At 64.2% G+C, this 25,997-nt stretch carries 26 protein-coding genes; 16 read left to right on the forward strand and 10 right to left on the reverse strand.

All coding sequences use genetic code 11. The features are described 5' to 3' along the window. Nucleotides 1-51 precede the first annotated feature (51 nt). On the forward strand, nt 52-825 hold the full coding sequence (locus ASC87_RS00235) for a hypothetical protein (protein WP_157603755.1): 774 nt from the start codon (nt 52-54) through the stop codon (nt 823-825). A 144-nt stretch (nt 826-969) separates the two neighbouring features. Here the strand turns inward: ASC87_RS00235 and ASC87_RS31425 are convergent, their stop codons facing one another. Next, a complete protein-coding gene (locus ASC87_RS31425; protein ID WP_157603756.1) occupies nt 970-1,323 on the reverse strand; it encodes a hypothetical protein in 354 nt (117 codons plus the stop codon). 91 nt (nt 1,324-1,414) lie between these two features. Then, nucleotides 1,415-2,059: a hypothetical protein gene (locus tag ASC87_RS00245; protein WP_056654880.1), complete on the reverse strand. Its 645-nt coding sequence runs from the start codon at nt 2,057-2,059 to the stop codon at nt 1,415-1,417. A gap of 237 nt (nt 2,060-2,296) precedes the next feature. Between ASC87_RS00245 and ASC87_RS00250 the strand changes: the two genes are divergently transcribed. Then, nucleotides 2,297-2,974 (forward strand): response regulator transcription factor, encoded by a 678-nt coding sequence (locus ASC87_RS00250; RefSeq protein WP_056654883.1) that lies wholly within the window; start codon nt 2,297-2,299, stop codon nt 2,972-2,974. A gap of 49 nt (nt 2,975-3,023) precedes the next feature. Here ASC87_RS00250 and ASC87_RS00255 read toward each other — a convergent pair whose 3' ends face one another. Then, entirely contained in the window at nt 3,024-5,348 is a 2,325-nt protein-coding gene (locus ASC87_RS00255) for a hybrid sensor histidine kinase/response regulator (RefSeq protein ID WP_056654885.1), read from the reverse strand. A gap of 133 nt (nt 5,349-5,481) precedes the next feature. Between ASC87_RS00255 and ASC87_RS00260 the strand changes: the two genes are divergently transcribed. Both ASC87_RS00260 and ASC87_RS00265 read left to right on the forward strand, forming a co-directional pair. Further along, complete coding sequence (locus tag ASC87_RS00260; RefSeq protein ID WP_056654887.1) at nt 5,482-7,092, forward strand: FAD-binding oxidoreductase; 1,611 nt, start codon at nt 5,482-5,484, stop codon at nt 7,090-7,092. Between the two features lie 375 nt (nt 7,093-7,467). Next, on the forward strand, nt 7,468-8,739 hold the full coding sequence (locus ASC87_RS00265) for an MFS transporter (protein WP_056654889.1): 1,272 nt from the start codon (nt 7,468-7,470) through the stop codon (nt 8,737-8,739). A gap of 513 nt (nt 8,740-9,252) precedes the next feature. Here the strand turns inward: ASC87_RS00265 and ASC87_RS00270 are convergent. Further along, complete coding sequence (locus tag ASC87_RS00270; protein WP_056654891.1) at nt 9,253-9,465, reverse strand: hypothetical protein; 213 nt, start codon at nt 9,463-9,465, stop codon at nt 9,253-9,255. 47 nt (nt 9,466-9,512) lie between these two features. Between ASC87_RS00270 and ASC87_RS00275 the strand changes: the two genes are divergently transcribed. Next, nucleotides 9,513-9,812, forward strand: a complete 300-nt coding sequence (locus tag ASC87_RS00275) for a hypothetical protein (RefSeq protein WP_235581983.1) — start codon at nt 9,513-9,515, stop codon at nt 9,810-9,812. Here the strand turns inward: ASC87_RS00275 and ASC87_RS00280 are convergent. From ASC87_RS00280 to ASC87_RS31435, 3 genes are all read right to left on the reverse strand, one after another. Beyond that, the gene (locus tag ASC87_RS00280) at nt 9,795-10,295 is read right to left on the reverse strand and encodes a hypothetical protein (RefSeq protein WP_056654893.1); all 501 of its coding nucleotides are present in this window, start codon (nt 10,293-10,295) and stop codon (nt 9,795-9,797) included. The two genes, ASC87_RS00275 and ASC87_RS00280, sit on opposite strands and share 18 nt — an antisense overlap. 244 nt (nt 10,296-10,539) lie before the next feature. Continuing rightward, on the reverse strand, nt 10,540-10,755 hold the full coding sequence (locus ASC87_RS31430) for a hypothetical protein (RefSeq protein ID WP_157603757.1): 216 nt from the start codon (nt 10,753-10,755) through the stop codon (nt 10,540-10,542). 6 nt (nt 10,756-10,761) lie between these two features. After that, nucleotides 10,762-10,929, reverse strand: coding sequence for a hypothetical protein (locus tag ASC87_RS31435; RefSeq protein WP_157603758.1), 168 nt, complete (start codon nt 10,927-10,929; stop codon nt 10,762-10,764). Nucleotides 10,930-11,665: 736 nt separating this feature from the next. Between ASC87_RS31435 and ASC87_RS00285 the strand changes: the two genes are divergently transcribed. Beyond that, entirely contained in the window at nt 11,666-12,361 is a 696-nt protein-coding gene (locus tag ASC87_RS00285) for a hypothetical protein (protein ID WP_056654895.1), read from the forward strand. A gap of 296 nt (nt 12,362-12,657) precedes the next feature. On the opposite strand, the gene ASC87_RS00290 is transcribed toward ASC87_RS00285, so the two are convergent. Both ASC87_RS00290 and ASC87_RS00295 read right to left on the reverse strand, forming a co-directional pair. Continuing rightward, nucleotides 12,658-12,930: a hypothetical protein gene (locus tag ASC87_RS00290; RefSeq protein ID WP_056654897.1), complete on the reverse strand. Its 273-nt coding sequence runs from the start codon at nt 12,928-12,930 to the stop codon at nt 12,658-12,660. Next, nucleotides 12,927-14,081, reverse strand: a complete 1,155-nt coding sequence (locus tag ASC87_RS00295; RefSeq protein WP_056654899.1) for a phage integrase N-terminal domain-containing protein — start codon at nt 14,079-14,081, stop codon at nt 12,927-12,929. Before ASC87_RS00295 ends, ASC87_RS00290 begins: the two co-directional genes overlap by 4 nt. A gap of 960 nt (nt 14,082-15,041) precedes the next feature. On the opposite strand from ASC87_RS00295, the gene ASC87_RS00300 reads away from it, so the two are divergent. The 4 genes from ASC87_RS00300 to ASC87_RS00315 are packed head-to-tail and all read left to right on the forward strand — an operon-like array spanning nt 15,042 to nt 17,563. After that, nucleotides 15,042-16,265: a PRTRC system protein D gene (locus ASC87_RS00300; protein ID WP_162255106.1), complete on the forward strand. Its 1,224-nt coding sequence runs from the start codon at nt 15,042-15,044 to the stop codon at nt 16,263-16,265. A gap of 2 nt (nt 16,266-16,267) precedes the next feature. Continuing rightward, a complete protein-coding gene (locus tag ASC87_RS00305) occupies nt 16,268-16,534 on the forward strand; it encodes a hypothetical protein (protein ID WP_056654903.1) in 267 nt (88 codons plus the stop codon). Nucleotides 16,535-16,587: 53 nt separating this feature from the next. Then, the gene (locus tag ASC87_RS00310; RefSeq protein WP_056654905.1) at nt 16,588-17,031 is read left to right on the forward strand and encodes a CFI-box-CTERM domain-containing protein; all 444 of its coding nucleotides are present in this window, start codon (nt 16,588-16,590) and stop codon (nt 17,029-17,031) included. Nucleotides 17,032-17,068: 37 nt separating this feature from the next. Further along, complete coding sequence (locus tag ASC87_RS00315; RefSeq protein WP_162255107.1) at nt 17,069-17,563, forward strand: PD-(D/E)XK nuclease family protein; 495 nt, start codon at nt 17,069-17,071, stop codon at nt 17,561-17,563. Between the two features lie 398 nt (nt 17,564-17,961). Here the strand turns inward: ASC87_RS00315 and ASC87_RS00320 are convergent, their stop codons facing one another. Continuing rightward, on the reverse strand, nt 17,962-18,993 hold the full coding sequence (locus tag ASC87_RS00320; protein WP_082568251.1) for a S49 family peptidase: 1,032 nt from the start codon (nt 18,991-18,993) through the stop codon (nt 17,962-17,964). 903 nt (nt 18,994-19,896) lie between these two features. On the opposite strand from ASC87_RS00320, the gene ASC87_RS00325 reads away from it, so the two are divergent. The 6 genes from ASC87_RS00325 to ASC87_RS00350 are packed head-to-tail and all read left to right on the forward strand — an operon-like array spanning nt 19,897 to nt 25,886. Beyond that, nucleotides 19,897-21,753, forward strand: coding sequence for a hemagglutinin (locus ASC87_RS00325; RefSeq protein WP_235581984.1), 1,857 nt, complete (start codon nt 19,897-19,899; stop codon nt 21,751-21,753). Next, entirely contained in the window at nt 21,750-23,039 is a 1,290-nt protein-coding gene (locus ASC87_RS00330) for a hypothetical protein (RefSeq protein WP_235581985.1), read from the forward strand. Before ASC87_RS00325 ends, ASC87_RS00330 begins: the two co-directional genes overlap by 4 nt. Further along, entirely contained in the window at nt 23,036-23,761 is a 726-nt protein-coding gene (locus tag ASC87_RS00335) for an FkbM family methyltransferase (protein WP_056654913.1), read from the forward strand. Before ASC87_RS00330 ends, ASC87_RS00335 begins: the two co-directional genes overlap by 4 nt. Nucleotides 23,762-23,770: 9 nt before the next feature. Further along, entirely contained in the window at nt 23,771-24,361 is a 591-nt protein-coding gene (locus tag ASC87_RS00340) for a hypothetical protein (RefSeq protein ID WP_056654915.1), read from the forward strand. Beyond that, entirely contained in the window at nt 24,358-25,059 is a 702-nt protein-coding gene (locus ASC87_RS00345; RefSeq protein ID WP_056654917.1) for a 2OG-Fe(II) oxygenase, read from the forward strand. Before ASC87_RS00340 ends, ASC87_RS00345 begins: the two co-directional genes overlap by 4 nt. A gap of 41 nt (nt 25,060-25,100) precedes the next feature. Further along, nucleotides 25,101-25,886, forward strand: coding sequence for an aldo/keto reductase (locus ASC87_RS00350; RefSeq protein ID WP_056655813.1), 786 nt, complete (start codon nt 25,101-25,103; stop codon nt 25,884-25,886). The last annotated feature ends 111 nt before the right edge of the window (nt 25,887-25,997 follow it).

Here is a 25,997-nt window from a genome sequence, read left to right on the forward strand (position 1 = left end):
AATGGAAGGGACGACCGTTCCTGGCCGCCGTGACACCAAGGGAGAAGGAACATGCGACAGTGGCTTGGCATTCTGCTTCTGACTTTCGGAGCGGGCGTATCTGCCGGAGATGAGGCAACCAAGGACGGGCCCGCAAACGTGGCGCTCGTCGGTGAGTTGCAACAGGCCGCGGTCGCCATACAAGGGCAGCCACTGACGATCGGCGTCAGGCGCTACGCTGGTTCCGCGGTCAAGGAACAGGCGTACGAGCGGCTGGAAGGGGCGCTGCAGGACCTGGCCAAGGAGCAGGGCGTGCGCGCCGGTGATCAAGCGGCAAGCGAGCTCAGGGTCGAAGTGGATTCGTCGTTCTACGTGTATACGAACCGCTTCAATGCTCGCCTCGTTCGCCTGCCCGAGTACACGCAGGCGCAGCTCGACGGCGTGCCGACGCAGGCGACGACGCGAGCGGAGCAAAAGCCGGACATGCTCCGGATCGCGGCGGGTGCTTTGGGGATGGTGCGAGGCTGGATCTCGCCGGCCTTCGGCACCTACATGGTGTCCGGGGGCGCGACGCCGGCGCTGTTCGGGTCCGGCAAGGCGCCGACCCGACTGTTCGTTGCCGGCAAGGAGCGCTACGAGCGCGGTGAGCAGGAGGTGAACACGAAGGTCCGGGTGCTGCGTGGCGGCGAAGTCGTGGCTGCGTTTTCGGTTCGCAACTGGATCGCTGGCGACGAGCCTCCGTTCCTGATTGATTCGCTTGTCGCTGCCAACTGGACGACGGTCATGACGGTGCTCGCCGGGCGCCAGGCCCAGGCAGGCGTGCGTGCCGGGGCCAGCACGCAATGAGGCATCGTCGTCCGGGTACTCGCCTGGGTGACCGACTCGAGGGCGAAGGGCTACTACGGCTCTCGTGCTTTACCCCCTGAGCAGGCGCTTCAACGTGATGGCAGCGATGACGCGCCTGTGCTCAATGAATCGATCTGACGTTCGTCAACAGCCTTTCGAGACGCAGTCCGCGTCGGCGCGGACGAAATTGCTGCAGACGGGGTCGACTTGGCCGCGCAGTTTCGCGATCGCGGACTGTCGTGTGGCATTGCATGCGGCCGGCGTGCAGCCGTTCATAGTTGCCGAGGCCGTCAGGCCGCCGTCGCCCTTGCAGGCCGACGGCGGGCTCTTCGGCAACTGGACCCGTGCGATGGCAGTCTGGGTGCCGACATCCGCGCTCGCGGACGTTTGCGACTGCGGTGCCGGGACGCCGGGCTGGGCGTGAACCCCGGATGCGGCGATGGATGCGGCGGCAGCCAGGAAAATGACTTGCCGCAGGCAAGCGATGCGTACGTTCATGGAGAACTCCTGGAATTTCGGTTTGATATCGGATCGACGGCGAGGCGGACGGAGCGGGCTGGGCTGGCGCCGGCCGCCTCACACCCAGGCCTCAGGCGGCCACGAGTGCCTCGACTGCCGCCTGCGTGAAGCCGCCGACCGAGGCGTCGTACTGGATCGCCAGTTCATTGATACCGTCACCGAAGGTCAGCGTGATCGCTGGGCCGGTCACGTTCGACAGCACCATGCCATTGCTGGTGTTCGATTGCATGAACACCTGGATGACGTCGAGCGGGGTGAAGGCCGCGTTCTGCTGCATCGGGACGAGCTGGGCGTTGATCGGGCTGGACGGCACCGCGTTGCCCGAGACATTGGCCTGCTGCGCCAGCCCGAACGTCAGCGCCGGCACGCCCGTGTCCCCGTTCAGGACGCCGTAGGTGTCGCCGGGCAAGGTCACGCCCGGCTGCGCGCCCTGGAAGGAGCCCGAAGAGAAAATCAGCCTCTGCGTCTCGGCAGCGGCAGTCTGGGACATCATCTCGATCGTCGCGTTGCCCTCGATCGCGGTGTTCGATGCATACAGGGTGTATTCATCCTCCCAAGTCACGCTGTTCGTCAGGAACGGGCTGAACGTCACCCAGGCGATCGTCGGCGCCCCACCTGCGCTCGTCTGCTTGACGATCGTGACGAGTTCGTTCGCCGCCAGCAGCGTGTTGAGGTCGGCCTGGAGGAAGCCGATGTTGAGTTGATATTGGGACATGTGAATCTCTTTTCGGTACAGCCGCGGAATGAAGCTCGGCGCCGTTGCGGCAGGCCGATGTCGAGCAGGGCGATTGCGTCGCCTTGGTAGCTACTGTGGCCGACCCCGCGCGCCAGAACATGTGCCGAATGGTCATCCGACGGGCTCTGGACGATCTATAACCAATGGAAGAGGAAGGCCTCGACTGCATGTGATAGCGTTCTCAGGTGGCCAGCCTGGCCTATTTGGAAACTGCACGTGCGCGCACTTATCGTCGACGATCATTCTCTGTTCAGCGAGGGCCTGCGCCTCCTGTTGGCCGGGTCGACTTCGATCTCTGATATCACCTGCTGTGAGTCAGGCCCGCAAGCGGTCGAACTGGCGGCGCAAACCTCGTTCGAACTCGTACTGCTCGACTGGCACCTGGGGGTCGGTCTGTCGGGAACGGCGTTGCTCAGCACCCTCAAAGAAATGCTGCCGCATGGCCGTATCGTGATCGTCTCGGGCGAAAGCAGTGCCAGCTGCATCCGTTCGGCAATCGAGGGCGGCGCAGCCGGATTCGTTCCCAAGGAGTCTTCACCAGCGCTGTTGATCGATGCCTTGACCATCATCGGGCATGGAGGTATCTACCTGCCCGTCGCGGTGCTTGCCACGACGGCCAGAACTGGTTCGCCGCCAAGTTCCTCAGCCGCTGGAGGCGATGGTGCAACGTGCCTACGCAGTATTCGCGAAGGTTTTCCACGGTTGACGCAACGTCACGCCGATGTCCTGACTCGCGTCGCACGCGGGATGTCCAACAAGCAGGTCGCGCGCGACCTCGACATCTCGGACGGAACAGTCAAGCAGCACCTCAACGCGATATTCCGCGAACTCGACGTTCAAAGTCGAACCGAGGCGGTGTACTTGCTCGCTAAGAGCGGCGTCACCATTGGCTGAAGCCGAGGAGAACCCGCGCCGGCCGTTCGCCGCATAGCCGATGATCACTTCAGTTTGGGTTCTTCGGCAGAATGGCGTCTCCGGGAACTGACTGTTCTGACCCTAGCACCTTCAGCAGGTCGGACAGCGTCACCGGCTTGTTCAGCAGAAGGAGCCGGGCCGATTTGGCATCACGCACGCAATTCGATGTTATGTCGCCGGATATCAACGTGCCACTCGCATCGGGGTGAATCCGCTGCACCGCACGTATCGCGTTCAAGCCATTCTCACCTTCGCGTAGGCGATAGTCCGACAGCACGACGTTGACGTGGCAGACCTGCGCGATGCGCTCGGCCTGCGCCGTACAGTCGGCCAAATGCACGGTGCAACCGAGCTCGGTGAGCAGCAAACGCATGCTTTCGCGCACCAACGGTTCGTCGTCCACGATGATCCCGCTCAGCCCCTTGGGCACGGTGAAACGCCGCGCTCGCAGGGCTGGCCGTGGCTGAGCTGTCACTTCGGGTAGGCGCAGGGTGACCGTCGTACCCTCGCCAGGTCGCGAGTCGAGCGATAGCTCGGCGCTTAGAAGACCGCACAGGCGCTTGACGATCGACAGACCCAAGCCCAGTCCCTTGGATCGATCGCGCTCCTGATTGTCGCCTTGATAGAACTCCTGAAAGACTCGCGTCTGTTCATCGAGCGGAATGCCGCGACCCGTATCCGACACCGCCGCGACAACGTGCTGCCCATCACGCCCCACAGAGAACCTGACGGTGTTGCCGCGCGCGGTGAACTTCAAGGCGTTGTCGGCTAGATTGCTGAACGCGCGAGTCAGGAGCGCGCCGTCGGTGAGCGCACTGGCTTCGGCGGCGAGGTCCAGTTCTAACCGTATGCCTAGTTCGCGGGCGACGGGCGCGAGCGTCGCATGCAAAGACGCCAGCAACTCGTCTATGCGGTGGACAGCGAACTCCGGCTGGACTGTCCCCGCGTCTAGCTTGGAGATGTCCAGCAGTCCGTCAAGCTGCTTGGACAGTGTCTGAGTTACGGTTTCTAGCAGCCCCACGATCTCGCGTGAGCGTTCATCGAGATCGCGCAGGCTCAATGCAGCGACCAGCACATTCATGCTATGGAGCGGCTGGCGTAGGTCGTGGCTGGCCGCAGCGAGGAACTGTGTCTTCGCGCGGTCTGCTTCGGCGACTTCTCGAGATTCCACGAGCACCTGAACCAAGTGGCGTTCGCTTTGGCGTGCGTCCACCTGCCACGCGACAAGATCCTTGCGGCGACTCATGCTCTCGGCGATCCGAAGGCGTTCACGCTGCCGCAGGGTGCGCTGCTCTACGGAAGCGGCCTCATGCTTGCCCTGCATATCGTAGACTTGGGCCAGCAACCTGCGCGCTCTGCACGCGAGTTGCTCGTGTTCTAGGGCGAGCGCCGATTCGCGCATGCGCACGAGTTCGATCTCGACGGTGGGCCAGTCCTGCTGCGTCCAGGCGAGCTCCGCAAGAGCCCAAATCCGGTAGGCGTGCAGCCAGTTTTTTGTGCCGAGCAGCATCGAGTTGGCCGACTCAATCGCTAGCGCCGCGGCGTCGTAGTCGCCTTCCCATGCCCGGAGAAGCCCAGTCAAGATAAGCGAGATCGTGCGCCCCATGGCCTGCATTCCAGGCAGGCTGTGGCGGGCCTCGCCGACGCGCTCGAGTCTCCAGCATTCCTCGGCCAGTGCCTGCATTTTTTCGAGGCTGCCCAGTCGACCCGTTTGGTACCGCACCTCGATCAGTCGTGAAGCCTCGACCGAGAGTTGGTTGAGCCGAGGCTGGTAGGTGCTGACCTTCGGCTCGCATCGAAGTGCGATTTTGGCGGCCGTCTCCAGAGCCTCGTCTGCGCGATCTGGGTCGTCGCAGCACCACGAATAGGTCAGTCCCAGGCACGTATGAGCCAAGACTGCCGTCGGCCCTGGCGCCAGCTTCCCGCAAAGTTGAACCGACAGCAGCGCGGCCTCGACTGCCTCGTCATTGCGCCCAATCAGGTGGAGGGACACTTGTCCGAGCGTGACGAGCGCTTCGGCCTCGCCCTGCACGTCACCCACGCACTCGAAGAGTTGGGCCGCCCTGCGGCTCCTCTCGCTCGCGCGGCGTTGCCGCCACGAGAGACGGTCGCAATGTGCAAGGAACGACAACGCGCGTGCTTCCTGCTGCAGGTTGGCGCCGTTCTGAGCCCAATCCAACGCCGACTGCGCCAACCGGTTGGCTTTGTCATGCTCGCCTTCGTTTAGCGAGGCGCGGGCTTGATCGAGCAAAGCGTCCGGGGTGATGTCGGCAACATCGGCCTGTTGATTCCCTCGGGGGGAATTGTCACGGCGCGTTTCATCCACGCTCTGCGTCGAAGGGGCTACTGTCATGACCCGCCTCGTTGTGTCAAGTGTCTAAAGCTTCCGCACACTAGTGCGAGTGCACAGTGGATCGCTGAACGCTTGCAATGCATTGTGGTGTCTCATAGGCTCTTCATTTATCAACTCCCTAGGCGGTACCTTAATGCTCCTCCAGTTCAGCCACAAGCGTCTTCGAGATCGTGCCCTGTTCGAGCGGTGGGATCAGCTCGACAGTCGACTCTTCGATCGGATACCGCGGGAGCGGTTGCACGAAGCGCAAGCGCAACTGCTGGGTCACATCGTCTTGCCGGGGGATCCCGAATATGACGAAGACCGTAAGCTGTTCAACCCTGTGTTCGATTCGTATCCCGACCTCATCGTGTATTGCGCCGTTGACGGCGACATCGCGATCGCGCTGCGACTGGCCCAGGATTCGACGGTACCGTTCACGGTGCGTTCCGGAGGCCACTGCACGGCAGGCTTCTCCGCTGGACGGGGCCTCCTGATCGACGTGAGCAACCTCGACGATGTGTGCATTGACGCCAATGCGCGCGTTGCAACCGTTGGTACCGGCTGCACCTTCGCGAAGCTCAACTCCGCACTTGCGCACTACGATCTACACGTTCCCGGGGGTGAATGCCCGGACGTCTGCATCGGCGGCTACGTTCAGGGTGGGGGTTACGGCTTCACATCTGTCACCTTCGGTATGAACTGCGACAACGTGATCGACATGCGGGTGATGCTTGCCGATGGCCGTATCGTCGTGGCAAGCAAGACCCTCAACGCCGATCTATGGTGGGCGATGCGCGGCGGTACCGGCGGCAACTTCGGCGTCCTTCTGACGGTTCGCTACCGCTTGCGGCTGTTGGGCGATGTGTTCGGATGGGCACTGATATGGCCATTGCAGACAGACCATGATTTCGAGAATGCGACCGGCGCGTTGATGGCGCTGCAGTCGGGGTACATGCTGGACAAGCTTCGCCAGGCCCTGAACATCCAGGTCTCGCTATGCTGGCAGCCGGGCATCGGGCTGGAGACGATACATGCTGCGCGACCTTTCCTGATGGTGCGCGGACTCTATGTCGGGACACAGGCGGACGGAGAAAAGGCGATCCAGCCACTTTGCGAGTTGCCCGGGGCGATCACGCAGTGGACTCGAATGGACAGTTTCAACGATCTCAACGTCCGTCTCCTTGATTACCCGTTCAGCATGCCGTGGTTTGGGGCAGAACAAGCGACGATGCCCTGTGAAGACAAGGCGTCGCGCTATGTGACGCGGGCGCTTGACGAACGCGAATGGCGAGGGTTGCTTGACTACTTTGTCTCATCGCCTAATCCCTATTCATACTTTTACATGGAATTCTACGGAGGCGCTATCAATTCGCCGGCGGAATACGACAATGCGTTCGTCCACCGTCGGGCGGCCTTCAACGCGGTGCTCGACGTGCTCTGGTTCAACGAGGGCGAGCGCGAACCCTGCGAGCGCTTCCTCAACGGCTGGATCGAGTACATGGCGCCGATGTGGAACGGCGAGATCTACCAAAACTATCCGCGCTTGGGACAGTCAGACTATGGCGCCTGCTATTGGGGGGAAGCGCAAGGTAGTCTGGACCGGGTAAAGCGGAAGTACGATCCTCAAGCGGCCTTCACGTTCGCGCAACAGGTATGTCCGCCGTTATCGTCGCCTCACGGCCCAGTGATCCCGGGGCCGTCGTGGTTGCCGCAGGCGATCGAGCAGCCAATCGACTATGGGCAATCTGCCGTGAACCGCTGAGCGGGCGACTCCTGCGCCGAGCGACCTGAATCCACACGGCCGCGGATTGACGATTCCGGCGATTCATGGAACGGATAGCCGCTCTTGGAATTCGCCGGTTGACGAGTAGAGGTGGTCCGAATCCGGCAGGAATACGCATCTGGAATCTGTAGCACACGCTTCTCGCGCGATCCGAAGGACGTGGCAGCGCATGGTGGCCCAGTGCTCGACGCGCTCCTTCGACACGCCAGCCGGCGGATCGGTGTTCTCGGTTGGCTCGATCACGTCCTGCAGCAGCTTGTCGCACAGCTATCGCAACGACATATCGACCCTGTTGCGGAGCTACCTGCCGCGCGTGGCACGTGCGGATCGATCCACCCAACCGGAGCCCAGCCCATGACCGCCATTGCAGCGCCCATTGCATCCGAGCGGCAACGTCCCGCCAGCGCCATCGTGCCGATCTCGATCGGCAACGCGCTCGAGTGGTTCGACATAGTGATCTACGGCTTTTTCGCCGCGGTGATCTCCAAGTTGTTCTTTCCCACTGGCAACGAGACTGTCTCGTTGCTGATCACACTCGGCACCTTCGGCGTCACCTTCGTAATGCGGCCGGTCGGTGCCTTCGCGCTCGGCGCGTATGCCGATCGCGCCGGCCGCAAAAAGGCGCTGACACTGTCGATTGCGATGATGCTGCTCGGCACGCTAATGATCGCCGCGGTACCCACCTATGCGCAGATCGGCATTGCGGCGCCGATCATCGTCATCGCCGCTCGCCTAATCCAGGGCTTCGCGGCTGGCGGCGAGTTTGGCAGCGCGACCGCGTTGCTGGCCGAACAGGACGCACCTCGCCGTGGCTACTTCGCAAGCTGGCAGTTCGCGAGCCAGGGCCTGACGACGCTGCTGGCGGCGGGCTTCGGCTTCGGCATCAACTACTTCCTGACTCCTGCGCAGTTGATGGCATGGGGCTGGCGCATCCCGTTCGTGTTCGGGCTCCTAATTGGTCCGGCGGGACTGTACATCCGACGCAACCTTGATGAGAGCGCCGAGTTCGTTCGCTCGGTTCCTGTGAAGGCACCGGTGCGTACGGCGCTGGTCGATGAGGGCGGCCGCGTGCTGACCGCGGTCGGTCTGATCGTGCTGGCGACGATCCTCGCCTACACAGGGCTTTTCATGCCGACGTTCGCGGTAAACCAGCTTGGCTTGCCGGCCTCGACAGCGTTCGTCGGCACCTTGGTGCTCGGTGTCGTTAAGTTCGCGTTGGTGCCGTGCTTCGGTGCCCTGTCGGACCGCCTGGGCCGGGTCCGGATCATGGCAGTGGCGGCAGTGATCCACCTGGTGCTGGTCGTCCCTGCATTCGCGTTCCTGGTGCAGAACCCTTCCGCGTCGTCGCTGGTGCTGGTGCAGCTCGTGTTGGGTCTTGTTGCGACAGCGTACTGGGGACCGCTCGCGGCCGCCATGTCGGACCTTTTCTCGTCCCGGACCCGCAGCACCGGTCTGTCGATCAGCTATAGCTGCGGTGTGGCGATCTTCGGCGGCTTCGCCCCATTCATCAGCGCGTGGCTGATCGATGCTTCAGGCAGCAAGATCGCACCGGCGTACTACGTTCTGTTTGGTGCCGTCGTGAGCCTGCTCGCCCTTCGTTTCGCGCGCAAGTACGGGGTGCGCTAGTGCAGTGTTCCACGCTTGTTGGCGCTGATGCCGATTGAGCCACCGCACCGACGTTCAACTGCGCCGCCTGGCTGGGCAGAAAATCGACCTCCCGCGCGCGTTGTTGGGAGATTCGCCTCAGTCACCTGATCGCCGGCAGAGTCCACGAAAATGGCTCGGGATCGACGCCAACAGGTTGATCATCATCGCGCTCCTCGCCGAGACGGGTTTGGTGTCGGCGTCAACTCGGAAGGGGAACCGAGGGCAAAGAGTCTTCGCGCCCACTTGGCTCATTTGTTGGACAAAATTGCCTGAATCTCGGTATGTTCCGTGGCTACCGATGGCGGTCGCTGACGGGACGCAGTCTCACCGTCACCAGGGCGTCCCCCCTGCCGGAGCCGGGTCAACATTTGAGTTTGCGCTGTCGCGCATTGTGGTTATGGGCAAGAACGCCTCAGGCCGACCGGGGCAGGGCGCCCCGGCTCGGGTCTTGAAATGCATGTACCGGGATGGCACCTGCGAGATTCGCGGCTGCTAGGTCGCCACTCGCTCCGGTGCAGCGAGCGTGATGCACGGCGCCAGGTAGTCCTGGGTGGCCGCGGTGTGCTCGGCACGCTGGTTCTTCACCATGTGCTCGAGTTTCAGGAGCAGCGCCTTCGCGTGCTCTTGAACTTCGTGCGTCGCGTCAGCCATCGACTCGCGCACCACGTTGACATGGTGGGCGAGAAGGGGGGATCGCAGCGTCAAGCTAGACCGTGTCGAGTGCTTCCGTCGTCATGGGCATGACTTGATCCTTGAAAACGATTCAGGGAACCCGATGCCCGACACTGCTGTCGTCCACGCGCGAGCGCAGCAGCGAACAGGAGTGGAAGAAGGGCACCGAGATGATTCGCCTTGGCAACAGCATCAGGCTCACCCGCCGGGAGGTCGAGCGCTTCACGAAGATCACTGGCTTCGAGCCGGTGAACGTGAGGACGCTCGACGACCTGGACAGGTACGTCCGGAAGTGCAAGGCCCATTACTGGGGCGAGTCCGAGGACACGCGCTTCCTGCACTTCCTCCTCGACGAGCAGAGGTCACGCTGCCTTGCGTGACGCCCTCGACGAGGTCTTCGCCGACACAGGGGCTGCAGCGACGGAGCTGAAGAGGTCGGTCAACGAGGTGAACTCGGGATCGTTCTTCAGCGCGCGAGTGCGTGCAGTTGCGGGCTCTTTCTTCGCGGGCGGCATGGAAGCCACGACGACGTCGCGGGTCGCGGCGAACGCCTTGGTCACCAGCCGCAGCGGCCCCATGACCACGAAGGTCAGGGCCGTGCGCACGAATGCACCGACGCGCTGGTTCCGCGCCTCGCTCGCCTTCTGCTCGCGCAGTGTGGTCTTGGCCCGGATGTACAGCGCCAGGTGGTTGCGCTTCGACTGCGCATCACCATCGAGCTGCTTGACCACTTCCTCGGCGGCGGAGGGTTGGTGGATGGCAGCGTACAGCTGGGACCATGCGCGATCCTCCTCGACGGAGCGGCGGCTCACCAGGTGAGCGATCGGCAGGGACGGCTGTCCTTGACTGACTTCTTCGGACATGGTCGGCTCCTTCTGTTGGCAGCAGGGGAGCCAATGCCCAGATGGGACAGTCGGTCCCCGCTGGGGTAGCATGGAAATCCGCTTCTCAGCGGCCCCCACATGAAAGCCTTCACGATGACTCGTTCCGGCACTTCTCTTCAGGCGATCAACGGAGGGCGCGAAGCGCTCGAGAGGGAGTACATGTGGGCGATCTTATTTGATCGATCCGACAAGCAAACCCTCGCAAGGCGCCTCGAACCTTCCGCTAACGACGCCCTGTCCGTCGTTGGGCCAGACTCGACCGAGCAAGCAGCTCTTCATCGATCAGGCGAACGACTCGCATGACGTCTCCACGCACGGACCCGCGTCCGATGCGATGGCGCTCCAAGGCCTGAAGGAGTTCTTCCTTCTTCGCTTGTAGCTCTTCGGCGCTGCCTTCGTCGATCAGACGAAGCAGGCTCATCCACAGGTGCTTGTCCATCGCATGTCAGGCGGCCAGTGGCGGGCTGAACGGGATGGCGCACGTCGCGGCCGGCGAGGGCTTGGACGGTGCGAGCAGCGCAGGGAGCTTTCGGACGGGCACGGCGGTGAGCTGTGCACGGCCAGATCCGCCCAGAAGGCGGCACACGGCATGGGTTGTCGTGTTGGTCGACATGGTCGTTCTCCTTTGCGAATGCAAAAGGGGAACACCACGCCCCCGGTTGGAGAAACGATGTTCCCCATTCCGGGTTGAGGCAGCACCGGACGGTGTGCCTGGATGGCGAAGAGACCCGTGCCGGAGCTCGGGTCTTTCGCACGCTTCAGGAGGGCCGAGAGGCCTTCCGAGGATGAACGGCCAGGCAGACGCAAGGCGCTGCACAAGCCGCATGGATGCGAACCACGCCGAAGAGGCGTTGTCCGGTCTCTTGCAGAGACATTCGTCGCTCGCGCGACATGGCCCCACGAGGTGGCCGATTCAAGTGCAGGTCACGACTGCGAACGCCAGTCCACGGGCGTGGGCTGGATCTCGAACGACAAGCCGACGACGGCTTGCAACGAGAGCTGTGCCAGTACGAGCACTGACAGGAAGCATCTCCAGTCTGCCACTCTTGCGCAGCAGCCGGAAGGGGGTTGTCGCCGCTGTCCCCTGCACACTTTGTCGGCTGCAGCCCAATGTGCTGGGCCTCACTTTTTGAATGTGGTTGATCAGCCCGGATCCAGGCCCACAAGCAGAACCTCCTCGAGGAACTGCACCCCCTGCTCGGCGATGTCCTGGCGTGATAGAGGACGGCTCCAGAACGCCGGACCGGAATGACGCCGAACCGATACCTTTACAACGCAATACTGGCTCTCCTCACAAGGATGGATGCGACGCGCTCTCGCAAACGATTAGATTGTCCACACGACGCGGCGTGCGTCGCTTCAACGCCGAGGTTCACGTGAAGATTCACGAACTGATCGAGCAAGTCCAGGTCTCGCTGCGAACCATGGGGAAATTCATTCCGATGGGTTGCCAGCTGATTGCCCAACCCAGCGCGTTCTTCTGGAACCGCTCACGCCACCAGGAGTCTCGCCAGCGAGAAGCGCTCGAAATCCTGGCGGTGACCGTCGTCTGCCTAGCCTGCCTGTACTACGGCGTCGTCGCGTCGATATTGCCGGTCAAGAGTTTGGATGTCTTCTTCCTGGCCACCTTGAGCTTCAACGTGGCCAACCTGTTCTGCATGTCGGCGATCTACGCGGCGCTGGCGAAGGTCTCCAATTGGTCGAGCTCCTTCCGGCTCCATCTGTGGAACGTGCTGTGCACGACACCGGTGCTGTGCATTGTTGCGTTGCTGACACCCGACTACAGCGAGGCCTGGACGCGGCAGCTTGTGGCGGGCAAGGCGGTCGATCTGAGCACCCTGGCCAAGATCGAGATGGCGTTTATCGTCATCGGCTACTTGTGGGTCGCGCGCACGGTCTACGCATCTCTTCGCCACAACAACACCGGGTACGGCTGGTTCCGGGCCGCCAGCGTGGCGGTGGTGGGCTTCGCGGTGACGATGAAATTCTTGGCCTTCCCGCTGACCTCAGGTTACGCCCGACTACTGCGCGTGCTGGTGGGCTGATCGAGGGGGACTGGACAAGCAGCTGGCAGAGCTGGATCAGTTGTAGCGCACACCGCGGAGTCGGGACCGGTCAAACGCGGGCGGGAGGGAAGGCGATCCGCCGACTGATCCGGTTCCAGTTGCCTGCATCGGTGTGACCGCCGCGCAACCAGCGCGGAGGCTGGCTGGCCGCGACGAAGCCACGGGCTCAGCCAGGCGACCGTGTGGCTAGCTCGATAGAGGAGTTCACGGCTATTTCGCTGACACAAGGCCATTGATCAGGCGCGTGAGCTGCCTCGGCTGGGTAGGTTCGGCCATCATGCTGTCGTTACCTCCATCAGCACGCGCGCCGATGGGTAGTTCTCCGTCACCATCTCGCCTTGCTTCTCGCACATGACATGCTCCATCTTGGGGAGCAAGGCCTCCGCGTGTTCACGAGGCTTGGCAACCTGGGCCACGGCCAGCCACCGCTTCGGGGTGCGATGGTGGACACGGATCGTCGGAACGAAGCGGCGGCTTATATCGGCTTCGATGACAACCAACCGGTTGCCATCAAGGCACGCGGATGCGAGTGCGGTCGCGGCGGTCATGCTGCCACCTCCGACCCCGCCTGCTCAGCCGGGCCCACGTGCTCGGGCAACGCTGCTGCGCTCCCGAGGTAGCAGTTGGTGACCTGCAGGCGGCTGTGCCCCAGCAGATGCGCTGCTCTCTTCCGTGCCTCCTCATCGAGCGGTGGACGTTCGTTGGCGCCGCGCACAGGCGAAGGGCCGCCCGATTCCTCACCGAACACGTCGTTGACCTTCTGGTGCCGCAAGCCGTGCGCCACCACGCCGAGTTCCTTCTTCGAGATCCCGAACTTGCGAACCACGTAGTAGAAGCGGTGCTGCGCCTGCAGCGCGGTGTGGTCCGGATTGCCTACGAACTTGCCCGGGCGGACAAGCAGCTTCAGGCGTTCGATGAGGGCGCGCTGTGATGCGGTTGCCAGCGGGATGTCGCGCGGGCGCCCGCCCTTTGTCCCGTGGCTGACCCGCACAAACGTCTCGCAGTCGGGGAAGGCCGCTGCATCCCGTTCGTTCGCTGCCTCGCGCGGGATCACTGCCTCATGCGGACGGAAGTGCCGGGCCTCCTTCGGCCTCACCGCGAACTCGGCGCACAGCTCGAGCTGGAGGCCCACCCACCGGTCGAACGCTGTCACCTCGGCCACCTTGGCGGCGATGTCGACGTTCTTGGCCGTCCAGCTCTTGTCCTCGACCGCGTTCTGCGATCGATGCGCCAGCGGCGAATCCTTGCCGACATAGAACTCCGGCTCGCGGACCATGCCGTGCTTGCCGAGCCAACCGGCGAAGGTTCGCAGGAAGCTGAGGTAGTTGTGCACCGTGGCGGTCGACAGCCCGCGGTCCTGCCATCGGCCGATCATGTGCTGGACGTGGCGACCAGCGAGCTGGCGCGGATCGAGGTTCTTGTACGGCGTGTGACGGCGCAGTTCCCGAAAGAACGACACCAGGAAGCGTTGTCGGTCTCCCTTGGTCTTGAACGAGATCAGCTTGCGCTTGGTGGCGTGCCCGTCGTTGTAAAGCTTGAGCAGCGCGCCGAGGACGCGGATGTAGTCCGTCTTCGGCCCCGGCGGATTGGCCGCCAGGTAGGTCTCGGGATCGTCGGGCGAGCCCCTTTGTTCGCGCCAAGCGTGAGTGGTGGTAGGCGGCAGGCCGGAGCCTGATCCGTGGGTGCGGGTCGATGACATGTAGCAACTCCAACGTGGCCGCCAGAGGCGACGGCGGCCGTGAACCGGAGGGACGCGGATCGAGAGCTGCCGCCCCGCGTCCGGATGGGGCAGCTGCTTGAGGTCGAGGGATGACGACGGCACAGAGGGACCTCGGTTCTGTGCAGAAGGGGTCGATGCGTTTGCAGTCGCGCGACTGCTGGAAGACGTAAATAAAACTCGCTCAGGTGAGTCGCTGGCGTTTCCGCTCGGCGACCCCCAGGGTTGCACTGCGATGTGCATGGGCGTCAGCACCTCCGTGGGTGCGGACCGCCCCTCCAGGGCCATGCCTGGAATCGCGGGCTTGTTCGTGGATCCCGGCGCTCCCGCTGACCCTTCGCCCTTCCAACAGGCGAGTAGCGGGGCCTCTGTCCGATCGCACGCCGGCTCGCACCTCCATTCGGGTGCACAGCAGGCGGCGCCTCATGGGCGTACGACAAAGGCTCGGGATGGTTCAGGCGCTGCTGACGTCGCAGCGCAGTTCATGCCGCCGCGCTTGATGGGGCAGGGGGCATGCGCAGGTCCGTCGAGGACGGATCGATAGGAAGACAGGGCGTCGCGCGGGTTGCGCATGCTGCTCTCTGTGGAAGCAGCGGGGCAGGTGCGGGTCACGACCGCTAACGGCTGCGGCGGGCGAGGAAGCCCCGGTGCAGCGACCGACCTGCTTGCGTCCGAAGGATGCTGTGGCAGGCGCACAAGCCTCGCAGGTAGTTGACACGACGAAGCCTGCCGTTGTCAACCCTGCCTTGACAGCTCCGAATCTGCATTCACACGGCCAATCAGCATTGAAACGCGCGGTCCGTCGCCGTGCTCACCTCGGACTTGACAGCGTTTCCCTCCACCTCTGTTTCGGACCAATCCAGGTTTGAACGGGAGGTCGCACCGGCTGAGCCGACGTCACACGTGAGGGCACGCGGGCAATCGGTCCGCATGGGAGGACCGATGCACCGACTTCACCTGGTGGCATGCAGCGCGTTGGGCCTCGTAGGGTCCGCGCAAGAGGCCCTTGCGGTGGCCCATGAGGCGATCGGAGTCGGCATTTCCGCTGTCTCGGGACGCCTGCCCGAGCCATCCTCGCGGCACGTTCTCTGCGACAAGGAAGCAATCATGGCTGCGGTGGTACGAGCGATTGATCTGGGCTTCGGCAACACGAAGTTCATCACCTCATCGGTCGACGGCAAGATCGAGTGTTCGCACTTCCCATCGCTGGCGGTGCTCGCGCCGGGCGAGAAAGGCGTCGTCGATCTCGTCGGCAAGCGCAAGACGGTGTGCGTGCCGGTGCGTGGCGTCTGGTACGAGGTCGGATACGACGTCGAGCAGGCCGCCTCTGCATTCAAGGCGCGCCCGCGGCACGAGCGGTACATCGAGACGGCCGAGTACATGGCTCTGACCGCCGGCGCCCTGCGCTACATGGGCTGCAAGACCATCGAGCTGCTGGTGGTGGGCTTGCCGGTCAGCGAGTACCTCGCCAAGCGCAAGGATCTCGAGAAGCTGCTGAAGAAGGAGCCGATTCCGATCGGCGGCGGCGGCGCGGTGACCATCAAGGAGGTGCTGGTGCTGGCCCAGCCGCACGGGGCCCTCTTCGATTACCTGCGGCAACACGGTGAGGGAACCGGAATCCGCGAGACACGAAACCTGGTGGTGGACGTCGGCTATCGCACGTTCGATTGGCTCACCACCGAGGGGCTGAAGGTCTACGCGAATATGAGTTACTCGGTATCGATCGGGGTGTCCCAGGTGCTCGGCGCGATCGCTCGGAAGATCGGGATCGAGAACGGGATGTCCGAACTCCCTGACCTGGATGGGATCGACCGCGCGCTCCGGCAACGGAAGCCGCTGGGGGTCTACCAAAAGCAGTACGACCTCAAGAAGTTCCAGGCCGATATCGACGCGGTGGCGGACCAGGCCGTGGGGGAGATGTACACCCGCATCGGCAAGATCTACGACATACGCAACGTGGTGCTCGTCGGTGGCGGAGCCTCGCTCTACAGGCGGTCTGTTGCCAAGGTCTTCGACCGCCACAAAATCCTCGAGGTGGCCGATCCTCTGCTGGCGAATGTGCGGGGTTTCCAGTGCTTGGGCGAGCAGCACGCGCGCAAGAAGGTTGGCGGCCCGGCACCGGACGCTGCGCCTCAGGGCGCAGCGTCGTCCGAAGCTGGAACTTGAGCATGCAATCGGATCTCCAGGATCTGCAGATCAAGCTCACGGTGACCAGGGACGAGCATCCTGAGCTCCACCGGGTGCTGGTGGCTATCGCAGAGCCGAGGCGGAGGACGCGGCGGCTCAAGGACCTGGCGGCAACAGGTCTCCTGATCGAGCGCGCCGGTGGACTTGCCGTGTCGGCACTGCAGCCGGCGCCGGCGGCCGCCGCACAAGAGGCTGATGTTCTTGGTGACGCGGTATCGATCGCGCTGTGGGAAGACAAGGCGGGGTGATGGTGCGACCGCATGACCGAACCAGCCCTGCAGGCACCGATCAAGGCGAGCGCATGGTGAGCGCCAGTGAGATCGCTCGTCTGGCCTACTGCGAGCGCCAGATCCGCTTCGATGTGCTCAGAGGACGTCAGACCTCGGAGCCACAGCGTGCCGCGCGGCGCCGAGGTGAATCCGCCCATCGGACCTTCTACGAAGAGAGCATGCGACTCGCGGACCGAAGTGCCCGGCGCGGCAAGTGCTTCTTCGCAACATTGGCGCTGGGAGACGCGCCGCAGACGCTCGCGCTGCGCCAGTTCCGCGATGTCTTTCTCAGGCGCAGCGTGTGGGGCAGGGCTTTCATTGCCGTGTACTACAGGTACTCGCCGATGGCCTGCGACGCTCTCGCACATCGGCGGCGTCTGCTGATGCTCATCCGCGGGCCATTGAGGGTGCTCGCCGTGGCTGCAGCCATCGCCGTTCACATGCAACTGCGGAAGGAGCGAAGCCATTGCACCTGAATCAATCGGCCTCCTCACGGTCGTGGGCGTCGTTGTCGTGGCGACCCTTTATGCCCTGTCCCGGCGGCACAGCACTTTGGAGGACGACGAGCGGGGTCTTCCTGCGGCGTTGAGAGGTGCCCGTCTGGCGCACGCCGAGGAGACCTTCCGGTCCGCCGCGCGGCGCCTCGTCGCGCGCTTGGATCGTGCCTATGAGGTCGCCGGCGAGCTCGTCCTGGTGGAGTTCAAGACGCGGCGCACTGACGTGGCGTACATGGCCGACATCCTCGAACTTTCGGTTCAGCGCGTTGCTTTGCAGGACGAACGCCAGGTGCCAGTGTCGATGACCGCGTGGGTCGTCACGCAGAACAGCGTCACCGGCAAGAGGCACTCGCATCGGGTCACTCTGCTGAGCGCTGCCGAGGTGGAGGCACTGCGGACGCACTACCTCGAGATCGAAGCCGGTGTGGGGCGAGCGCCGACGCCGGCGCGTTCGGACAACCAGTGCCTTCACTGCGGCCACCGAGCGGCGTGCATCGGCAGGCAGGAGTGAACAGCTGGCCTCAATCCAGGTGACCTTCACCTGGTCGGCTCCGTCGACAGCGAATCGAACTGAAGCCAGGCGCTACGGCCGGGGAGAGCTACGGCTACGGCGCCGCCGTTCGGCGCCGATCGGGGCACCCACGAAGCCGAGTACCGTCAGCCCCCAAAGGGACGCAACCGCGACGACTCCGATCGCTCCATGCGACGGCAAGAAGGGGATCGCGAACGCCATGTCGGGGAGCGTGGACCCGAGGATTGACCGGTCGCAGCCCTCGGCCGGCGCCGCGAACTCTGGGTCGGGCAATCGACGCAAGTACTGAGGTCGACGTTGAGCGACCCTGTAGGCGGCCAGGAGCGGCAGCGCCCACCGCGGCGCGCGGTCAGCCGAGAAGGGCTCACGGGACACGCTCAGCGCACCGTCGGCGCCTGAACGACGAGGCGCTGGACGGCACCGACCAGGACGTCCTGCATGGTGCGGCCGAAGATCTGCAGGCTCTGCGGCGTGGGACCGAAGTCGTACGGCTTCAGGTCACGCCATGACGTGGCGACGTACTCGTCGATCGTGCCGACCTCGTCGGCCAAGCCCAATGCCTTCGCTTCCGGACCCGGCCAGACTTCGCCCGTTGCCACGTTGACGTCCGGCTTCAGCCGCGAGCCGCGCTTCTCGCGGACCTCCTGAAGAAAGGCGCCGCCGAGCTGGTCGACGAGTTGTTGGGCTTTGGCGTCGACCTCGGGCGTCAGCGGCGTGAAGGGATTGAGGAACGCCTTGAGCTTGCCGGAGGCATACACCTTCTGACTGACGTCCACCTTTGCGAGAGCGCGATCGAACTGCCAGGGCGCCACGATCGCGCCGATGGAACCGACCAAGCTGTACTTGCCGACGATGATCTTGTCGGCGTGCACAGCGATCATGTACGCCGCGCTGGCACCGATGTTGTTGATCACCGCTACGACCGGTTTGGGATGCTTCAGCTTGAACATTCTCATCGCCGTGTAGATGCGTTCGGACTCCACGGGTGCGCCTCCAGGGCTGTCGATCGACAGCACTACGGCTTTCACCTTGTCGTTTGTGAATGCCTTCTCCAGTAGTGGGACGATGGCCTCGGCCGACGCGCGTTCGTCTGCGCCGATCGCCCCTTCGATGCGGACCACGCCGATCACGTTGCCGAAGGGCCCGAGCTTGAAGCCGGTCGTGCTGAGGAAAAACAGTAGGTAGATGATGCCAAAGATGACCGGCACGCCGAAGACCAGGACCTGGAAGGCGATCTTCCAGTGCCGCTCGGCCTTCCGCTCGTTCGCGGCCAGGCGTTGTGCTTCACCAAAGGCCTCGCGCTGGCCGCGCAGCTCGCGCAACATCTCCAGGAGGACATTGGTGGGCGTTGTGTCCGCAGCCAGAGGCGACTGCTGAGCTGTGGGGTGGTTCTGCGAGTCACTTTGCATGGTTGCTCCTGCATCTGGGTTGGCGCGCTGAGCGACGAGGGTATGGGTCGCTACTTGGTCGCATCCACCCGAAAAGCGCTCACGGATCGCGTCGAAGGACCAAGTGGCGCGTGGAGGGTGCGCGCTCTACCGAGCAGCAAGCCCAAGCGGCGGCAGCGGGCTCGGCATGCGTGGCAGGTTTCAGGCGTCCGACCTACAGTTCCCAGGCGAGGGTGACGATGTCGATCACAACCGTCATGCTGCGCAACGATGCCGTCGACGCTCTTGCGCGGTGTGATGCATCCGCGGCGCGGTCGGCGTGGCAACTAACTCAACTAGGAGTTTCCGCTCGACAACGGGGTATGACGGGCCCCAAGCGCCGGAACAATGCACGAGGCAACGGGCACCCGGATGCGCTTACTCGGGCATCGCCCAGCTGGGCGAATGACCGGTCCTGGTACGCAACCGATGCGCGGGCTTGGACGTTGCCGACCGGCTAAGAGCGGCAGTGCGTGCTGCTGGCGGAAAGCTGACGCTCGGCACGCGAGATGGCGCGCGCAGTGCTTCCGGTCAAGGTCCGAGGATTCGCGTCATTGCTCCGCTCGAGACTGTTTGCCAAGCCGTTACTCGAACCCTACTCGTCGCGAACGACCCTGAACGTGCGCGAGGACCCGGGCTCCATTCACTGGGACGACGCCGTGCACGATTGGAAGAATCCCACCGCAGTCATCGCGTAGGAAAGGACTCCGTGCTCTACACAAGAATGGGGATGCGCATTCCCGACGCGTTTGCAAGACTCGAATGAAGCTCACGACACGTTAGGCGATGCACCGGCTTAGCCCAACGTCATGAGGCGAACGAGGACATGTGAGATCGCGCGGGGACGCCGATGAGTTAGCCGCCCCCATCTTCATAGGAGAAAACATGGGCACTTCAACTCACGCGCTTACCGAGGCCAAGGCGGCATGGCGCACCCATGCAATGTTGCGGGCCATGTCGGGAGACATTCTTCTCCGCGAGCAGTTCGCAACCGACCCCATGCAGGTCTATTGCGACTACGTTGCACCCGGCCGGGTGTCTGGGGAGCAGATGGAGGCCGCCAACCAGCTGGTCTTCGCGGTGTTCTCCAGTCCTCAGCTACGCCGCTGGATGGGCGACTACTCACGCCGCCTGAGAGGCCATGCTCCCAGTCGGCACCTGTTCGCCAAGCAGTTCGCCCACGCGGCGGCTGCGTCACGCGATCCGTTGGTGGCGCTTGCGCTCGTTCGCGGAGCCGCCGCGGGTGAGGGGAAGTTCGAGCTGATGGCCGACTTCTTCCGCGCCGTGCTGGCGGCCATGGGCAAGGGAACTTTGGCCGAAACGGGCACGGAAATGAGTCCTGGCATCACGGCCACCGAAATGAGCCCTGGTGCCACGGGCACGGAAATGAGCCCCGGCGCGCTCAGCTTGGCCGGGCGGGTTGCCGCGGAGGTCGCGAGTGCAGCACGGGTCGCCATCGAGCTGCGGCGGATCGCGGCGGCTGGCGGGACGGAAATGAGCCCGGGAGGCGGTACCGAGCAGAGTCCGGGGGGCACGGAGATGAGCCCCGGAGCCCTGCGCTTAGCACAGTCGCTGGTTGCCGCGATCCGGCGAGCGGAGCGCTTCAGTGAGTTGCTGCTGCGCGCCGACGGCGGCACCGAGATGAGCCCGGGTACGGCCACGGAGATGAGCCCCGGCGTGACGGCCACCGAGATGTCTCCTGGCGCTATTCGCAGCGCCGAGCAACTCATCACCGAGGTCAGGATCGCGGCGCGTCTCGCCACCTCGCTTCTCGCGTCCGAGGGGACGGAGATGAGCCCGGGCGGCGGAACGGAGGTCAGTCCCGGGGGCGGCGGTACGGAGATGAGCCCAGGGAAATTCGATGCATTCGAGGCCCTGATCGCCGTCCTGCGCCGCGCCGAGCTCTTCAGCATGGAGGTCCTGCGCTCGGCGGAAGGCACCGAGATGTCGCCGGGGACGGCCACGGAAATGAGCCCCGGCGTCACTGCGACGGAGATGAGCCCAGGAGCTGCCATCTTCGGCATCGCCGAGCGCCTGCGGGGCGAACTCGCAAGCGCGGCCCGCTTCAGCGCGGAGCTTGTTCGCCTGGAAAGCGGTACAGAGATGAGCCCCGGTGGCGGGACTGAGATGAGCCCTGGTGGCACTGAGATGAGTCCCGGTGCGCTGCGGCTGAACGAGGGCCTCGTCCGCGCAGTGCTCGCCGCCCGGCGTCTCAGCCAGCTTCTCGTCCGCTCCGACGGCGGTACCGAGATGAGCCCCGGCGCCACCGCCACGGAAATGAGTCCTGGCGCACGGCCGTTGGAGCGACTGGCTGCGGAGATGAACGTCGCGGTGCGCTACGCCAACGCGCTGCAGAAGTCGGCAACCGAAGGGACCGATATGAGTCCTGGAGGCGGTACCGAGATGAGCCCAGGTGGCGGCACTGAGATGAGTCCGGGTGGCGCCCTGAAATTGACCCGACTGCTCGCAGCCTCAGTGCGCCGCTCCCAGCTCTTCCTGAGCGAAATTCTTCGAGTCGCCGAGGGCACCGAGATGAGCCCGGGCGGCACAGAAGTCAGTCCCGGCGGCGGGACGGAGGTCAGCCCTGGCGGTACCGAGGTCAGTCCGGGCGCGATCTTTGGCGGGGTCTGGGGTGTGCAACTGCCTGTCCAAGTTGGCATCGCTCTGGGTGCGGTGGTCCAGTACGCCGTGGGCCTGCGGCGGCAGGGCGCACTCGACGTGAGCGGACTGGAGATCGGATGAGTTCCCATGCACGCGTACGAGCGGAGCCTGCCTCCTCGCCCGACTGCGCTGAAGCGGTGACGCGGCGGTACCAGGCGCTCGCGCTGGCCCGGTGCGGCCGGCAGCAGGAAGCTGCAGAGCTGTGTCTTGCGATCGTGGAAGAGGAATCGGATGGCAGAACGTGGCTCGCATCCGAGGTCGTTGCTGCCCTGGAAGCACCCGACCTCGGGTTCGCCGGCGATTTGGCGGCGATCCTCACGGCGCTGGAACGTGGCAGTGTCTGGCGTCCGGCGTGGACGGGCAACCACACTCGGCCCGTCGCCGAAGCCCGCCTCTCGACGAGCAAGCTGCGTCACGATCTCGACCAACTGCTACACCTGCGTCGCCAAGGCGTGGCCTTGCCGCTGGGCGAGATCATCGCGGACTACGAGGCGGCCCTAAAACGGCTGGCCGGCCTCGGTGCCACCCGGGCACCACTCACGGACGGGGACGAGTCGACGATCGGGCGGGCGTTCGGGCGGCTCGTTCACGTCGCCGACGCGCCGCGGGTCGCGCGAGCGCTCTCGCCCTCGTGGGACCGTCTCCAAGTCCAGCGCCGCTATCGGAAGAGCCGCCCCAACGTCGTCGTCATCGACGAATTCCTGGCCCCGGAGGCCCTCCAGAGTCTTCTGCGCTTTTGCCAGGACTCCACGATCTGGGCCGGCAATCGCTACGCCCATGGTCGGCTGAGCTCGCTCTTCTTTACCGGCTTCAACGCACCGCTGGTGCTACAGATCGCCGAAGAGATCCGTGATGCCTTCCCTCTGCTGATTGGAGAGCGCCATCCGCTGCGACAGCTCTGGGCGTTCAAGAACACGGAAGTCTTGCCGGGCGATTGTTCGATCCACGCCGACTTTGCAGCGGTGAATGTCAACTTCTGGATCACCCCGGACGACGCGAACCTCCATTCCGACTCCGGCGGCATGGTCGTCTACGACCTGGAGGCGCCGCTTTCCTGGTCCTTTGGGCAATACAACGAGCGACCTGACCTCATCCGCGATCTCATCGCTCGACATCGGCCTCGAGCCATCCGCATACCCTATCGGCAGAACCGCGCGATCATCTTCAACTCCGACCTGTTCCACGGCACGGAGGCGGTCTGCTTCCGGCCCGACTACCTGAGCCATCGAGTCAATGTCACGATGCTTTACGGCGATCGCCGCCAGGACGAGCACCACGCCGAACCGGAGCCCATGCAGCACACGCCTACGGAAGTGGTCGCCGCTTGGCGCTCGGCTGCCCTCTCGCGTCGAAGGAACTGGCCATGATCGAGGCGTTTGACGCGATGCCGAGCTACTCCTATCAGGGCCAGGACCTGTTCGTGATGGAGGTATTGGGCGAGCAGGTCGGCGGCTTCTTCCTGGATTCCGGCGCGTCCAACGGGCGCAAGGGCAGCAACACCTGGCTCCTGGAGAGCATGCATGGGTGGCGCGGCGTCTGCGTGGAACCCAATGCGGACACGTTCCGACAGTTGAAAGCCAATCGCGATTGCATCTGCCTGGACTGCTGCCTCTACGACCGAGGCGGGGCCGTCGAATTCTTGGAAGCGGCCGGCGTCTATGGTGGCATCGTCGAGGAGTACGACGCACGCCATCTCTCGTTCACGCGCCGTGTGCTCGGCGAGCGCTGGCCGGATGGTGCGCCGGCGCCGACGGTGAGGAAAGTCGCCCGCACGATCCGCTCGGTGCTGCGCGGCGCAGACGCGCCGCGGACGATCGACTACTGGAGCCTCGACACGGAGGGCTCGGAGCTCACTCTTCTGAAAAGCTTTCCCTATGACGAGTACCGGTTCCGTGTACTGACGGTGGAGCACAACAACGGCCCCATTCGGGAGCAGATCCGCAGCTATCTGGAAGGCCGCGGCTATGTTTGGGTCAGGGACCTGGGCATCGACGACGGCTACGTGCTGGCGGACGGCGCTGGGCACGATGTCTTCGGCCAGGCTTGGCGCAGCGCAGCTTGGCGCGGCCGGCGTGGGGCGTGCCGATAAGGGGGAAAGATGCATGCCGAACTCGCACGGAGCCGGCTCGTGATCGTCCCAGGGCTGGTCGACGAGCAACTGGCGCATACGCTTTACCACGTCCTGCTGCTGCGCAGCTGGCGGGGCGAGGTCAAGCACGACCGACAGGCACCGGCAGCCGATAGTCATTGGGGGGACGCCACTCTGGACGCGGCGCTGCTGATCCTGAAAGTCAAGATCGAGGAGGTGAGCGGCTGCCGGCTGCTGCCCACCTATGCCTACGCCCGGTTGTACTTCCAGGGAGACGCCTTGGCGCGCCATCGCGACCGAGCTTCGTGTCAGATCGCTGCGACGATTCACTTGGGCGCTACTGGCGGTCGGGCTTCGCCGATCTGGTTCGAGCCGGACATCGCCGTGATCCAGCGTCCGGGCGACGCGGTCGTGTATCTCGGCGACAGCATCGACCACTGGCGCGAGCCGTTCGACGGCGAGAGCTTCGGCCAGTTGTTCCTCAACTACGTGTTTGCCGACGGCGTGCGCGCTGACCTGATTCACGACGGTCGGAGGGGTGCATTCCCACCGTCGCTTACAACCCCGCTCGGGGTCGGCATGCCCGCTTGCTCCCTATGAGCGCCGTCGCCTTGCGCCAGGACGGGTTGCTGGTCGCTGACAACCTGCTAAGCGCGAGTTCGCTGGCGGCGTTGCGGGACTACGTCGCCACAAGCGACTATCGAAGCGTGCATGGGCAAAAGTGGGATCGCGTATGGCGCCTATGGGACGGCAATCCCCAGCGCGGGCCCTCGGTCCACTACGACCCGGACGGTCGCTTCGACCACAAGGGCCTAGCCTATCCGACCGGCACGGCGATGGACCATCTTATAGACGCGGTGAGGACGCAATCGGCGTTGCATCCCGATATCGCCGGCCTCGAAGGCATCGATTGGGCGGGAATGTATCTCTGCCCCTGGCTGTACCCCGTGGGCAGTGCGCTCTCGCTACACCAGGATGCTGCCAAGTACACCGGCTCCTTCACCTTCTTCCTTCATTCACGTTGGCGGCTGCATTGGGGCGGCGAGCTCTTTGTATATCCGCCGGCCGACCCCACCCGGTCGGGAAGTTCGCCGGCGCTCGGACACGACCAGCCCTGGATGTCGGACGATGGCCCGGATGAGGCCATGATCGCCGACGTCGCTGTTGCAATCTCTCCGAGTTCCAATCGGCTGGTACTGCTGGGAGAGGATCGGCCTCACCGCGTGGCGCGGGTCGATCAGAATGCCGGCGCCCATGTGCGCGCCAGCATCGCCGGCTTCTTCTTGCGCGCGAGGTGAGGGAAGCGTTGGTGACGCTGCCGCTGGGTGACGGGAGGCTGATGCCGCAGCTCGGACTGGGGCTATGGCGCACTACCGATGCCGAGGCCGCTGGATTGGTACGGACGGCCATCGATGCAGGGTATCGGCTGGTCGACACTGCCGCAGCCTACGGCAACGAGCGCGGCGTGGGCGAGGGTGTTCGCTCGGCGGAGGCAGGGTCCGCAGTGTTCGTGACCACGAAGCTGTGGAACGACGACCAAGGCTACGATCGTACTCTGCGCGCCTTCGACGAAAGTCTTCGACGCCTCGGGCTTCCCGTTGTCGATCTGTACTTGATCCACTGGCCGGCCCCTGCAAGAGGCCTCTACGTCGCCAGCTGGCGAGCACTGGTTCGGCTCAAGGCAGAAGGGCGGGCGCGCTCAATCGGGGTGTCGAATTTCGCACCGCAGCATCTGCGGCGAATCATCGGTGAGACAGGTGAATCTCCCGTGGTCAATCAGGTCGAGTTGCATCCGTGGTACCAGCAGCGAGCGCTCCGAGCCGTCAACGCGCACCTTGGCGTCCGGACGCAGTCGTGGAGCCCGCTGGGCCAGGGAAGGCTACTGAGCGACCCGATCATCTGTCGGATCGCCACTCGCCACGGTAGGACGCCAGCTCAAGTGATCATCCGGTGGCACCTTGAGCACGGCTTGATTGTGATCCCAAAGTCTGCGAACCCGGATCGGATCAGAGAGAACATCGGCGTCCTCGACTTCCGCCTCGCGCCGGATGACTTGGTTGCGATCGCGGGTCTCGACCGTGCGGACGGTCGCATCGGACCCGATCCGGTGACGCTGAGCCTGTGACCGACGGCGCTTCACACTTCATACGACATGCGTTCCTGCAATGTAAGCGTGCGAGAGGCGCGTTCGAAGGCGTTTGCTCGCGCCGGTTGCCTTCACGATGATGCGAATGTC

Origin of the sequence: Rhizobacter sp. Root1221 (assembly GCF_001425785.1) — a bacterium.
Classification (GTDB): Bacteria; Pseudomonadota; Gammaproteobacteria; order Burkholderiales; family Burkholderiaceae_C; genus Rhizobacter.

Coding starts and splice junctions, on each gene's coding strand:
- ASC87_RS00235 (WP_157603755.1), top strand. CDS start 52: ATGCGACAGTGGCTTGGCATTCTGCTTCTGACTTTCGGAGCGGGCGTA.
- ASC87_RS31425 (WP_157603756.1), bottom strand. CDS start 1,323: ATGAACGTACGCATCGCTTGCCTGCGGCAAGTCATTTTCCTGGCTGCC.
- ASC87_RS00245 (WP_056654880.1), bottom strand. CDS start 2,059: ATGTCCCAATATCAACTCAACATCGGCTTCCTCCAGGCCGACCTCAAC.
- ASC87_RS00255 (WP_056654885.1), bottom strand. CDS start 5,348: ATGACAGTAGCCCCTTCGACGCAGAGCGTGGATGAAACGCGCCGTGAC.
- ASC87_RS00260 (WP_056654887.1), top strand. CDS start 5,482: ATGCTCCTCCAGTTCAGCCACAAGCGTCTTCGAGATCGTGCCCTGTTC.
- ASC87_RS00265 (WP_056654889.1), top strand. CDS start 7,468: ATGACCGCCATTGCAGCGCCCATTGCATCCGAGCGGCAACGTCCCGCC.
- ASC87_RS00280 (WP_056654893.1), bottom strand. CDS start 10,295: ATGTCCGAAGAAGTCAGTCAAGGACAGCCGTCCCTGCCGATCGCTCAC.
- ASC87_RS31430 (WP_157603757.1), bottom strand. CDS start 10,755: ATGGACAAGCACCTGTGGATGAGCCTGCTTCGTCTGATCGACGAAGGC.
- ASC87_RS31435 (WP_157603758.1), bottom strand. CDS start 10,929: ATGTCGACCAACACGACAACCCATGCCGTGTGCCGCCTTCTGGGCGGA.
- ASC87_RS00290 (WP_056654897.1), bottom strand. CDS start 12,930: ATGACCGCCGCGACCGCACTCGCATCCGCGTGCCTTGATGGCAACCGG.
- ASC87_RS00295 (WP_056654899.1), bottom strand. CDS start 14,081: ATGTCATCGACCCGCACCCACGGATCAGGCTCCGGCCTGCCGCCTACC.
- ASC87_RS00300 (WP_162255106.1), top strand. CDS start 15,042: ATGCACCGACTTCACCTGGTGGCATGCAGCGCGTTGGGCCTCGTAGGG.
- ASC87_RS00305 (WP_056654903.1), top strand. CDS start 16,268: ATGCAATCGGATCTCCAGGATCTGCAGATCAAGCTCACGGTGACCAGG.
- ASC87_RS00310 (WP_056654905.1), top strand. CDS start 16,588: ATGGTGAGCGCCAGTGAGATCGCTCGTCTGGCCTACTGCGAGCGCCAG.
- ASC87_RS00320 (WP_082568251.1), bottom strand. CDS start 18,993: ATGCAAAGTGACTCGCAGAACCACCCCACAGCTCAGCAGTCGCCTCTG.
- ASC87_RS00325 (WP_235581984.1), top strand. CDS start 19,897: ATGGGCACTTCAACTCACGCGCTTACCGAGGCCAAGGCGGCATGGCGC.
- ASC87_RS00330 (WP_235581985.1), top strand. CDS start 21,750: ATGAGTTCCCATGCACGCGTACGAGCGGAGCCTGCCTCCTCGCCCGAC.
- ASC87_RS00335 (WP_056654913.1), top strand. CDS start 23,036: ATGATCGAGGCGTTTGACGCGATGCCGAGCTACTCCTATCAGGGCCAG.
- ASC87_RS00340 (WP_056654915.1), top strand. CDS start 23,771: ATGCATGCCGAACTCGCACGGAGCCGGCTCGTGATCGTCCCAGGGCTG.
- ASC87_RS00345 (WP_056654917.1), top strand. CDS start 24,358: ATGAGCGCCGTCGCCTTGCGCCAGGACGGGTTGCTGGTCGCTGACAAC.
- ASC87_RS00350 (WP_056655813.1), top strand. CDS start 25,101: ATGCCGCAGCTCGGACTGGGGCTATGGCGCACTACCGATGCCGAGGCC.